Below are 11,831 nucleotides of genomic sequence, written 5' to 3' on the forward strand. Positions count from 1 at the left end.
CCCTAGTCAGTGCTCTCCTCCAGTGGCACGATGGTGATGTCGGTCAGGGACTCGGCCAGCTCGACCTCGGGGGCCGGGGTGACCTCGACCTGCTCGACCTCGATGACATCCTGGTTGCCCACCGTGTCAGCCGGGGCGTCCAGGGTGCGCATCATGCTGCGGGCATTGGATGCCTCCGGTGCGGTAATGCCGAAGAACTTGTCCAGCCCCTTGACGTTGAACTGGGTGGACATGTATCGGCTGTTGTTACTGGTGTTCCACTGCGAGACCACCAGATCCATGTTGCCCAGGGTGGACCCCGGGGTGATATAACCGCCGTAGAGCTGGGTGAAATTGCTCGGGGACTGTTCCGCACCCCAGCCGCCGAAACCGGAGACCACCACGTTGGCGGGCGTGATCTCATTCCAGTCCCGTTCGATCTCCTCGGAGATGCGCACCTCGATGGCCATGGTCTCGGCGTTGAACATCGCCAGCACCCAATGCCCCTCGATATGGCGCAATGACATCTCCCCGGCCTTCACCCGGTCGCTGAGGATCGGGGTGTAGCGGGACCCCCAGGACCCGGTGCCATCGGAGTTGAGGGAGTAGTGCTGCCACTTGGTGCGGTCATCGATCTCGTAGGGACGGAAGCGGGTGAGGTAGACATCATCATTGCGCTTGAACTCCGAGGACATCATGTAGACCCAGTCATTGGCCTGGTCATACTCCCAGGTGATCAGGTTGGCCTTCCCACCCAGGTAGCTGGTGGGGATGGTGGCGATGCTGCGCCACTTGCGTCCCTGATCGGCGGATTCCCAGATCTGGGTGTACAGAACATTGCCGACACCCTCATTCCACATCGCCTGCATGTAGAGGTTGCCGTTGATGTTCATGACATCAGAAGGCAGCAGGGTCAGGCCGCGGTCATTATGCGAGTAGTTGACCAGCTGTTCCACCCGCCAGCCGTCATTGAGGGGGCGTTTGATCACGATGCGCCCGTCAGCGTCCATCTCGGCGACGACACCGATGGGACTCAACCAGTCACCCTGGCCGAAGGTGGCACCGCGGAAGGAATCCCCGAAGATGATGGCGAATTCCCCGCCATCACCCAGCCGGGTCATGGTGCCGAGATCACCCGTCATCACGCCCACGTGGTTGGAGATACCGGGCCCCAGCAGATCACCAATGAGGTTAACCACCAGTCCCTCCGAGATGTCCTCGGCCCAGGGGGTGGCCGGGTTTGTGGGATTGCCTCCACCGGAGGACCCCGATGCACTGCTGGACCCGGTGGAACCGGAGGAGCCCGAGGAGAACGCGGACTGGGCGAGCGCCCCGGGGGAGAGGGCAGCACAGGTGAGCGCCCCGGTCACGATCAGGGTGAGGGCGCGGACAGACTTTGACATGGGGGGTTTTCTCTTTACGGCGAGGGGGAGGTTATGGGCATATCTTCAGCCACATAACAGAACAAGCCGAAATTTTATCAACCCCAGCCCTGGAGTGCAGGTTGCCTTATGGATCAGCCGGGTTGAGCATCATTGCGGCAGCATCCAGCAGCTCCGGGTTGTCCACCTCGAGGGCGTAGAGGGCGTACCCCACCGGGCTGGCTGCGATCAGCTCCGCACAGTGCTCCCGGATGCGTGGCCAGATCTGACCGCCACCACGGACATACCGGTCCAGGAGCCGTTCGACGCTGTCCGGGGTGCCGATCATCTGCTGCATCATGAGATCAGCGGCCGGGTCACCCACCCGGGCGGTGGTCCAGTCGATGATCCCGGTGATGCGCCCATCCTCCACCAGGGTGTGACCGGGGTAGAGCTCCCCGTGGGTGAGCACGGTGTGTTCTGGCCAGTAGCTGTCCTCCTCCACCCATTCCCGCCAGCGCCGCAGCAGTGCGGTGTTCACGGTGAATTCCTGCGCCACCCGGTCGATGTCCGCCGACCAGGTCTCGCGCACCTCCTCCGGGGTGCGGATGGGGATGCCGGTGTCGGCGACCTCCGCGGCGGGGATGGCATGCAGCTGGGTGAGGATGCCTGCCAGGTCATCGACATAGACCGGTGAGGAGGCATCGACATTCCACACCGGTTCACCGTCCCCGGCAAGTTCCAGACCCGGGACTCCGGGCAGCAGGGGATAGGCGATCAGCTCCCGGGTGTGGATCCGCCAGTCGGGCACCTGAACCGGCAGGTGCCGGGAGACAACCTGCAGAACCCTCGCTTCCGCGGCGGCGCGATCCATCACGGAGGGGTAGCGGGGGATCCGCAGGACCCAGCCCCGGCCGACGGTGTCCGTGGCCATGACCACCCGGAAATCCAGGCCCATCTCGATGAAGCGCAGCGATTCAGGGTCCAGATCCAGCCGGTGCGCGCGGGCCAGGGCGAGGATATCCACAACCACCACCGTCCCCTACCAGCCCGTATCGCGGAAGTTGAGGTATTCCCCGATGACCGCGGCCCCCAGATCACCCAGGTCCGGGGCGGTGACACGACCACCCACGCGGTCGGCGAGCTGGTTGAGGAAGTGCTCCAGGCCCTGATCGTGACCGAGACGGAAGAAGGTGGTGCGGGTGCCACGGCGGGTGATGCGGTCCAGCTGCGTGACGGTCTTCTTCAGGGTCTCCGGGTGGGTCGGCCAGTTGAACCAGGCCTCACCCCAATCCTCCAGGTGCGCGGTGGGTTCACCATCGGTGACGATGAGCAGGGTGGGTTGCATCGAGGGGTGGCGGGCGAAGAACCGCTCGGCCAACAGCAGGCCATGGTGGAGGTTGGTGCCCTGTTCATGCACCGGTGGCAGGGCGGTGAGCTCGTCGATGTCCATGCTCATGGCCATGCGACCGAAACTGATCAGGGCCAGTTCATCACCGCGGAACCGGGTGGACAGCAGATGATGCAGTGCCAGGGCGGTCTGTTTCATGGGCACCCACCGGCCCTCCGCGGCCATGGAGAAGGACGTGTCCACGAGCAGCGCGACGGCGTTCTGGGTGCGGGCCTCGGTTTCGACGACCTCCACATCACCGATTTCGATCTTGAGGGGACCGTCTGTTCCTGCTGTGCCCGCTGTGCGCTGCAGGGCGTTGGTGATGGTGCGGGTGACATCCCAGGACTGGGTGTCGCCGAATTCATAGGGGCGTGATGCCCCGGTCTGTTCGCCGCTCGCCCCGGTCAGGCGGGAGTCGCGCGCACCGGTGCGGGAGGCGAGCTGCTGGGCGGCGTCGTCAAGCAGGGTTTTGCCCAGACGCCGCATCGCCTGCGGGGACAGGCGCAGCGAACCGTCGGCGTGACGACGCAACAGACCACTGTCGCGCATCGCCTTGTCCAGGCGGGCGAGCAGATCGGCGGACACGGCCGCCTCCTCACCAAGCTGACGTTTGACCGCATCGAGGTCGATGTCGGTGTGGTCATTGCGCAGCTGCTCGGCCAGGGAATCCAGCTCGGCGAGATCCTGCATGGCCCCGGTGCCATCACCCAGTCCCATGCCCTCCTCACCGGTGAACTCCTCGGAACCGGACCAGTCCAGGTCGGGGCGCAGACCCTGCAGGCTGCCGGCGAGTTCACCCAGCAGGTTCTGCAGCTCAGGCGACCCGAAGGCCTGGGCGGATAACTCCATCAGCTCCTGACGCTGTTCCTCGGACATGGAGTTGAGCATGCGCTGGGCGGCGGCGGAACGGGCGGCCAGGGCATCGATGAGCTCGTTGATATCCCGGGGATTCTCCGGGAAGTGCTCACCGTGTTTGGCCATGAACTCCGCGAAATCGGCCGGGGTGTCGGTCCCCTCGCGGTGCTTGGCCAGCAACCCGTTGAGGTCGCGCAGCATTTCCGCGATGGCGGCGCGGTCCTCATCGGTGGCACCCTCCATGGCCTGTTTCATGCCGGCGAACTGCTGATCCAACATCTCCCGGCCGAGCAGATCCTTGATCTGCTCGAATTTCTGGCGGGCCTCGGTGGACTGCCAGTCGTAGGTGTTGAGTTCGGTGATCGCGGCCGGGGTGGACTGGGGCAGATTGTCCAGCAGCAACTCCCGGAAGGAGCGGTCGGTGTCATCCATCATCACGTCACGGGCGAGCTGACCGCGTTCGGCCAGCACCGCCTCATCGAGCAGTTTCTTCGCCTCGCGCAGCGTGCCACCGAGGTTGTTGCGTTGCAGCAGCTCACGACGTCGTTCCGCGGCGCGGCGGGCGAGTTCATCAAAACCCTCCCGTCCGCGTGCCCCCCGGCGCAGGTACTCGCGCAGGGCCTGCTCGGGGGAGTACCCGGCCATGACATCCCGACCGATGGCATCCAGGGCCTCGGTGAGATCCACCGGGGGCGCCAGTGGGTCCGGCCCACCGGTGTAGCGGCCGTAGCGGGTGCGCCGGTAGTTGCGTGCCATGGCGGTCTCCTTCGTAGTCCTAGCAGTGTCAGCCGTAGCTGGTTTATCCGTAGATGGTTTCGCCCTCGCCGGAATCCTTGGCAATCTTCCGGGAGAGATAGAGGCCCTCGAGGGCCAATTCGATGGCCGCGGCGCGGGTGCCGGGGGTGGTGGCCCCGAAGATGTCGGCGACTTTGTCGTAGAGATCCGACTCGCCCAGTTCCGGCAGGCCAGCGAGGAACTCCTCGGCGGTGACCTGCTCACCCGTGGAGACGGTGACCGACCCATCCAGGGCGGTGATCAGCGGGGTGAAATCCACCCCACGCAGATGGGAGCGGATGGCCTCGGCGGTGGCGGTACGCAGCAGGTATTCCAGGGTCTCCCACTCGCGGCCCTCCTCACCGGACTCGAATTCGATCTTGCCGCTGAGCACATCCACGGCGGCCTCCAGATCCACCAGGCGGGCCACGGCCGTATCCTCACCGCGGATGGTGGCGCGGCGCAGGGCGGCGGCGGCGACGGTCTCCGCCCCGGCGATGGAGAAACGCGCCGAGACACCGGAACGCTGGTTCACCGCGGGGGATTCCCGCAGCGCGCGGGTGTAACGGGCGAGGATCTCCAACAGAACGGGGGGAATCTCTGCGACCAGGTCCGCCTCCTGGGTGATCACCGCGATCTCATCCTCCAGGGCGAGCGGGTAGTGGGTGCGGATCTCCGCGCCGAAGCGGTCCTTGAGCGGGGTGATGATGCGCCCGCGGTTGGTGTAGTCCTCCGGGTTGGCCGAGGCCACCACGAGTACATCCAGCGGCAGGCGCAGCATGTAGCCGCGGATCTGCACATCGCGTTCCTCCATGACATTGAGCATGGCTACCTGGATGCGCTCGGCGAGGTCGGGCAGCTCATTGATGGCCACCAGGCCACGGTTGGACCGTGGGATCAGACCGTAGTGGATGGTCTCCGGGTCGCCCAGGCGGCGTCCCTCGGCCACCCGCATGGGATCCACGTCACCGATGAGGTCGGCCACCGAGGTATCCGGGGTGGCCAGTTTCTCGGCATAACGGTCCTCGCGGTGCACCCACACGATGGGCAGGTCATCGCCTTCCAGTTCCACCCGCAGGCGGGTGGCCTCGGTGATGGGGGCCAGGGGATCCTCACGCAGATCGGTGTCGGCGACGGCGGGGATCCACTCGTCGAGAAGCATCGCCAGGGACCGCAGCAGGCGGGTCTTGCCCTGACCACGTTCGCCGAGCAGAACGATGTCATGACCGGCGATCAGGGCGCGCTCCACCTGCGGGATCACCGTGTGCTGCAGACCGTGCAGACCGGGCCAGGGATCCTCGCCCGCGGCGAGTTTGGCCAGCAGGTTGTCGCGGATCTCCTCGCGCACCGGCCGGTGGGTGTACCCGGTGGCCTTGAGCTCACCGAGCGTGGCGGCAGCGGGAGGGGTGCTGGAGGCGCTGGCGGGAGCGCTGCCGGGGGAGTTGTCGGGGGTCATATCATGCTGAGGATTCACACCAACAGGCTAGCCACGTTTCCGGTTGTGCAACAGGGGGTGGGGCGTGGAGGGGCGATCCGACACCGGTTCTGACACCGGTTCGGACAACCGGTCCAGCCACGCGGAAGTTCGGTAGGCTTCCCAGAATGGAGACCACGCCACCCACCTCGACGCTTCTTCTGCTGGTGCGCCACGGGGCCACACCCACCACCGGCCAGGTACTGCCCGGCCGCACACCGGGCCTCCACCTCAGTGATGTGGGACGCCGGCAGGCGCGCGAGGTGGCGGAGCGGATCGACGCCCTACCCCTGGCCGCCATCTACACCTCCCCGATGGAACGCGCCCGGGAAACGGCCGCACCGACCGCCGGGAAGTTCGGACTGGAACCACAGGTCATGGATGACCTCATCGAGTGCGAGTTCGGTGAATGGACGGGGCAGAAACTCACCGACCTGTACAAACTGCCTGAATGGAAGACGGTGCAGCAACAACCCTCCACCTTCCGTTTCCCCGGTGGGGAGAGCTTCACCGAGATGCAGCAACGGATGGCCGGGGCGGTGGAGGAGATCGTCGCCCGGCACACCGGTGAGGTGGTCGCATTGTTCAGTCACGCCGACCCCCTCAAGGCGGTGGTGGCCCACCTCGGTGGAATCCCGTTGGATTCCTTCCAGCGCATCAGCATCGACACGGCCTCGATCTCGGTGGCGGAATTCCTCACGCCCAAGGCACCGGGTGACAATGCGGCAGGGGAGGACCACACCGACACCACATCACCGAATCAGTTCCGGATGGTGGTGACCAACTCCCGGACCGGTTCCTTGAGTTACCTGCGGGAGGGCTGATGGCTGAGCAGTTCGGCGAGGCCGGGGAATCCGGGGATGCGCGCGACGCGGTCGACCGCGGGGAGCTGGATCCACGCCCGCCGTTTGACCGGGAACTGGAGATCCTGCGCACCGGGGACCTGGCGGTGGTGACCCAGCTGATGGAATCGAGCAATCTGGGGTTCGTGGTGGATTCCAGCCACAAGGAGGACTACGGCTGGGCGGTGTACAAACCCCTGCTGGGGGAGCGGCCCCTGTTTGATTTCCCACCGGGCCTGCATGCCCGTGAGGAAGCCGCCTTCCTGCTCAGCGAGTATCTGGGCTGGCATCTGGTGCCCCCGACGGTGACCCGGGAGGACGGGCCCTTCGGGGTGGGGTCGCTGCAGTGGTTCATCGACAATGACGGTGATCATTATTTCCCCCTGCTGGAAACCCGCGAGGACCTCCATGATCAGTTCCGGCGCATGGCGGTTTTCGATCTGCTGGCCAACAACACCGACCGTAAATCCGGTCATGTCCTCCTGGATTCAGGGGACCGCGTGTGGGGCATCGACCACGGCCTGTGTTTCCACGCCGAGTCCAAACTCCGCACCGTGATCTGGGATTTCGCCGGGGAACCCATCGACCAGGAACTGGTGCGGGCGGTTTCCCCGCTCATCGACGAGGTACCCGATGATCTCGCCCGGCTCCTGCTGCCCGAGGAGGTCGATGCCCTTCAGACCAGAGCCTCACGCATTGTGCGCCTGCCATTCTTCCCGCATCCCCGTTCGCACTACCAGTTCCCCTGGCCACTGGTGTGAGCACCAGACTGTGAACGCCCGACCGAAGGAGAACACCATGCCCCTGACGTTCGCCCGGGCTAGACCTGAAGACACCGCCGCGGTCCAGCAGGTCTACCGCAGGATCATCGACCACCTGGGTGCCACCATCGACTATCCCCGGTGGCATCAGGTGGGCCACCCATCCCCGGAGCTCATTGCCGCCTGGATCACCGCGGGGGAGCTATACGTTGTGCGCGATGGTGCTGATGACAACAGCATCCTCGGCAGCATCCTCGGCGCGGTGGTGCTCAACCACGACACGGCGGACGGTTATGGTCGAGCCGACTGGTCCATCGACGTTCCACCTGGGCAGGTGCTGGTGGTCCACGCGCTCGGCGTGCTGCCGGAGCGCGCCGGGCAGGGGATCGCCCGGTTCATCCTTGATGCCACGGTGGATCTGGCCAGGCAACAGGGCATGCGCGCGATCCGTCTTGATGTCTATGTGGACAACACCCCCGCCCTTCGGCTCTACACTGCTTACGGATTCACCGATCTCGGCTGCCACCATCTCGACTACGGCACCTATGGTCTCACCGAGTTCCACCTCTTTGAACTGGTGCTCTAAGCAGCGCCGATCATCGCAGGTCAACGTCCCGGCCCGGCTCCCACGCCCGGAATGAACGTAGGATGGCCGGCAACATCGCTAGTCGCGATTGATCGCCACACATTCAACCGACCTTTCAAGGGAGTAGAGAATGACTGATGTAAAAGCACTCGCCACCACCTTCGCCAAAGCCCACGAATCCGGACGCACCCTGGTGCTGCCCACCGTGTGGGACACCTGGAGCGCCGGGGTTGCCGTCGAGGTAGGTTTCGAGGGCCTGACCATCGGTAGCCACCCGGTTGCCGACGCCATCGGCAGCTCCGATGGTGAGAACATGGATTTCGCCGACTACCTGGACAAGATCAAGCGCATCACCTCCTCCGTCGAGGTGCCCGTCAGTGCCGATGTGGAATCCGGTTACGGGCTCCAGCCGGCCGAACTCATCGAGCGTCTGCTGGAGGCCGGTGTTGTCGGCGCCAACATCGAGGATGTTGTCCACTCCGAGGGCAAGCGTGTGCGCGACCGTCAGGAGCACGCCGACTACATCGCCGCGGCACGCGCCGCCGCGGATGAGGCGGGCGTGGACTTTGTCATCAACGGTCGCACCGATGCGGTGAAGCTGGGCACGGATGTCTTCGAGGATCCTCTCGCCGAGGCGCAGGAGCGCATCAGGCTCATGGAGTCCGCCGGTGCCCGTTCCGTCTATCCCGTCGGCCTGGTCACCGCCGACCAGGTATCCCAGCTGGTGGGGGCTGTTTCTGTCCCGGTCAATGTCACCGCCCACCCGGCTGATGGCCACGGCGCAGGCGACCTCGCGGCCCTGACCCAGCTCGGCGCCCGCCGCGTCACCTTCGGCCCGCTGTGGCAGATGTGGCTGGCGGAGCTGTCGGTGGGCCAGCTCGGGAAGTGGATCGCTTAAGACCCGCGCTTATCGACGCCCCACCCAGTCCCCGTTCCCCACGTCAGCAGGAGGACATCATGTCGCAGGAGGTTCCCGGCGCCTACGGCGCCCGGGCGGAGAGCTACCACCGGTTGCTTGGCACAGCGGACGAGGTATCCCCGGTGGAGATGGACCTGATCACCCGGTGGGCCCGGACCGTGGAGGGCAGAATCATCGACGCCGGGGCAGGATCCGGACGGTGGACCCACGTCCTGCACCGGATGGGCCTGGAGGTCACCGGCATCGACATCACCCCGGAACTGGTGGCGATCGGTCGCCGGGAGTATCCGGGTGTGGACATCGCAGAAGGGTCCATGGATGCCCTACCGGCCGCAGATGGGTCACTCGGGGGCATCCTGGCCTGGTATTCCCTCATCCACACCCCGCCGGAGGAGATGCCGGATATTCTCGCGGAATTCCACCGCGCCCTGCACCCTGGTGGTTCCATCCTGCTGGGCTATATCGACGGCGCTGAAGTAACCACCATTCAACACCCGATTGCCCCCACCTGGTCCTGGCCGGCAGCCGAGATGACCCACCTGCTCGATGATGAGGGTTTCCGCATCATCCACTCCCAGCACCGGCAGCACGCAGGCACCTGGCCCCAGGCCACCGTCATCGCAGTAAAGAAACAGTAGACATAATTATCGAGGAGTGGTTTTCATGTCACGCACCATTGTTGTCACCGGGGCTGCATCCGGAATCGGACAGGCTACCGCCCAGGCACTGGAGGATGCCGGCGACCGCGTCATCCGGGTGGATCTCAAGGAGGGCGATGTCACCGCCGACCTGGGCACCAAGGAGGGTGTGGCCGCCGCGATCGAGAAGATCACCGGGCTCAGCGACGGTGTGCTCGATGGCCTGGTGGCCAACGCCGGTGTCTCCCATCCCACTGAACTGGCCCTCAAGATCAACTACTTCGGCACCGTCGCCCTCATCGAGGGACTGCGCCCCCTGCTGGAGAAGTCCGAGGCACCCCGCATCACCGTGACCAGCTCCGCGGCCACCCTCCAGGGCAATGACCCGGAACTGGTGGATCTGCTGCTGGGTGGCAACTACGACGCCGCCATGGAACGGGGAGTGGCGCTGGCTGAGCAGGGCCCGCAGATCGGCTACGCCAACTACTCCAGCTCCAAGCGGGCGATCTCCCGCTGGATCCGCCGGATGGCACCCACCCCGGAGTACGCAGGTGCGGGAATCGGCATCAACGGTGTGGGACCGGGACAGGTCTACACCGGCATGACCACCGAGCTGTTCTCCACGGAGGAGGGCCGCAAGATGGCTGCCGACGCCATGCCCACCCCCTACAACGGCATCGCCGAGGCCGAGCACATCGCCGCGGTCCACGCCTTCCTGGTCTCTGCGGACAATGCGCGGATGACCGGCCAGATCATCTTCGTCGACGGCGGTTATGATGCACTGTCCCGCGGCGATGACATCTGGTAGCCCTCCGGGCACCGATATATAAAAAAAGTGTAATCTGGGGCACTCGCCACACAGGTTCAACGATTGTGAAGGAGAGATCATGACCGAGACAAACGGTTCCACCACCGACAACGCACATCATGAAACCACCGACCAGCTGACCTTCCAGAACCCGGTCACCCGCTACCCGGAGATCGAACCACCCATCCAGGATCAGCCCGAACCGGGTCTGGATGCAGACCTTGTCCCCAAAACCGACCGCGGTGAGTTCTCCTACCGTGGCACCGGACGTCTCAAGGGCCGTCGCGCCCTGATAACCGGTGGTGACTCCGGTATCGGTGCCGCGGTGGCCATCGCCTTCGCCCGCGAGGGCGCGGACATCGCCCTGAACTACCTCCCCGATGAGGAGGAGGACGCCCAGTGGGTCAGGGACGTCGTGGAGAAGGACGGTAGGAAAATCACCCTGCTCCCGGGTGATCTCGCGGATGCGGAGTTCTGCCGCCAGCTGGTCACCGATGCGGTCGACACCCTTGGCGGACTGGATATCCTGGTCAACAACGCCGGCCGCCAGATCGCCCAGGACAGCCTGGAGGATCTCACCGATGAGCAGTTGGAGGACACCTTCAACGTCAACATCCTGGCCATGTTCCGGATCACCCGTGAGGCACTCAAGCACCTCGAGCCCGGCTCCAGCATCGTCAACACCACCTCGATCCAGGCCTACCAGCCCTCGGCGAACCTGCTGGACTACGCCTCCACCAAGGCCGCGATCAACAACTTCACCAAGGGCCTGGGCCAGCAGCTCGCCCCGAAGGGCATCCGCGTCAATGCCGTGGCACCGGGGCCATTCTGGACCCCGCTGCAGGTATCTGATGGCCAGAACAAGGAGGACCTGCCGGAGTTCGGCAAGAACACCCCGCTGGGTCGCGCCGGTCAGCCGACCGAGCTGGCCCCGGCCTATGTCTTCCTGGCCTCCTCCGAGTCCAGCTACGTCATCGGCGAGACCCTCAACGTTAACGGTGGCACCCCCGCACCCTAGGGGTACCCCGGCGATAATGGTCTATCAGCTGGGGAAACGGGGTAGGATACTGGATTTATGTCAGATCAACTACCTCCGTGTCCCCAGTGTGACAGCGAATTCACCTATGAAAACGGTCCCCTGCTCGTGTGCCCCATGTGCGCCCATGAGTGGGTCCCCGGTGAGGCGGACACCACCGACACCGCCGATGCCGCCCCGGTGATCAAGGATTCCGTGGGCAATATCCTGCAGGACGGTGACAGCGTCTCCATCGTCAAGAGCCTCAAGGTCAAGGGCGGTGGAGGCAAGGACATCAAGATCGGCACCAAGGTCACCGGCATCCGCCTCATCACAGATGGTGCGGTCGATGGCCATGACATCGATGCCACCGTCCCGGGCTTCGGCAAGATGCAGCTGAAATCCAGCGTGGTGAAGAAACTCTAG

General features: G+C 64.9%; 12 protein-coding genes. 8 read left to right on the forward strand and 4 right to left on the reverse strand.

Annotation, left to right across the window (positions count from 1 at the left end; all coding sequences use genetic code 11):
* Positions 1-2: 2 nt before the first annotated feature.
* The 4 genes from CE_RS05610 to CE_RS05625 form a co-directional block, all read right to left on the reverse strand.
* Positions 3-1,382, reverse strand: coding sequence for a DUF4185 domain-containing protein (locus tag CE_RS05610; RefSeq protein WP_006769938.1), 1,380 nt, complete (start codon positions 1,380-1,382; stop codon positions 3-5).
* 106 nt (positions 1,383-1,488) lie between these two features.
* Positions 1,489-2,367: a macrolide 2'-phosphotransferase gene (locus tag CE_RS05615; RefSeq protein ID WP_231844062.1), complete on the reverse strand. Its 879-nt coding sequence runs from the start codon at positions 2,365-2,367 to the stop codon at positions 1,489-1,491.
* A 15-nt stretch (positions 2,368-2,382) separates the two neighbouring features.
* Positions 2,383-4,344, reverse strand: coding sequence for a vWA domain-containing protein (locus CE_RS05620; RefSeq protein WP_006769936.1), 1,962 nt, complete (start codon positions 4,342-4,344; stop codon positions 2,383-2,385).
* A gap of 43 nt (positions 4,345-4,387) precedes the next feature.
* Complete coding sequence (locus CE_RS05625; protein WP_006769935.1) at positions 4,388-5,818, reverse strand: sigma 54-interacting transcriptional regulator; 1,431 nt, start codon at positions 5,816-5,818, stop codon at positions 4,388-4,390.
* 146 nt (positions 5,819-5,964) lie between these two features.
* On the opposite strand from CE_RS05625, the gene CE_RS05630 reads away from it, so the two are divergent.
* The 8 genes from CE_RS05630 to CE_RS05665 all read left to right on the forward strand — a co-directional run bounded on the left by CE_RS05630 (position 5,965) and on the right by CE_RS05665 (position 11,831).
* On the forward strand, positions 5,965-6,660 hold the full coding sequence (locus CE_RS05630) for a histidine phosphatase family protein (protein WP_006769934.1): 696 nt from the start codon (positions 5,965-5,967) through the stop codon (positions 6,658-6,660).
* A complete protein-coding gene (locus CE_RS05635) occupies positions 6,660-7,439 on the forward strand; it encodes an SCO1664 family protein (protein ID WP_006769933.1) in 780 nt (259 codons plus the stop codon). Before CE_RS05630 ends, CE_RS05635 begins: the two co-directional genes overlap by 1 nt.
* A gap of 37 nt (positions 7,440-7,476) precedes the next feature.
* Positions 7,477-8,025, forward strand: a complete 549-nt coding sequence (locus CE_RS05640; RefSeq protein ID WP_006769932.1) for a GNAT family N-acetyltransferase — start codon at positions 7,477-7,479, stop codon at positions 8,023-8,025.
* Between the two features lie 130 nt (positions 8,026-8,155).
* Positions 8,156-8,923 (forward strand): isocitrate lyase/PEP mutase family protein, encoded by a 768-nt coding sequence (locus CE_RS05645; RefSeq protein ID WP_006769931.1) that lies wholly within the window; start codon positions 8,156-8,158, stop codon positions 8,921-8,923.
* 59 nt (positions 8,924-8,982) lie between these two features.
* Positions 8,983-9,582, forward strand: a complete 600-nt coding sequence (locus tag CE_RS05650) for a class I SAM-dependent methyltransferase (RefSeq protein ID WP_006769930.1) — start codon at positions 8,983-8,985, stop codon at positions 9,580-9,582.
* A 25-nt stretch (positions 9,583-9,607) separates the two neighbouring features.
* Positions 9,608-10,390 (forward strand): 3-alpha-hydroxysteroid 3-dehydrogenase, encoded by a 783-nt coding sequence (locus tag CE_RS05655; protein WP_006769929.1) that lies wholly within the window; start codon positions 9,608-9,610, stop codon positions 10,388-10,390.
* Between the two features lie 79 nt (positions 10,391-10,469).
* Complete coding sequence (locus tag CE_RS05660; RefSeq protein ID WP_006769928.1) at positions 10,470-11,408, forward strand: SDR family oxidoreductase; 939 nt, start codon at positions 10,470-10,472, stop codon at positions 11,406-11,408.
* 57 nt (positions 11,409-11,465) lie between these two features.
* Entirely contained in the window at positions 11,466-11,831 is a 366-nt protein-coding gene (locus CE_RS05665; RefSeq protein WP_011075297.1) for a zinc ribbon domain-containing protein YjdM, read from the forward strand.

It is taken from the genome of Corynebacterium efficiens YS-314, assembly GCF_000011305.1.
GTDB lineage: Bacteria > Actinomycetota > Actinomycetes > Mycobacteriales > Mycobacteriaceae > Corynebacterium > Corynebacterium efficiens.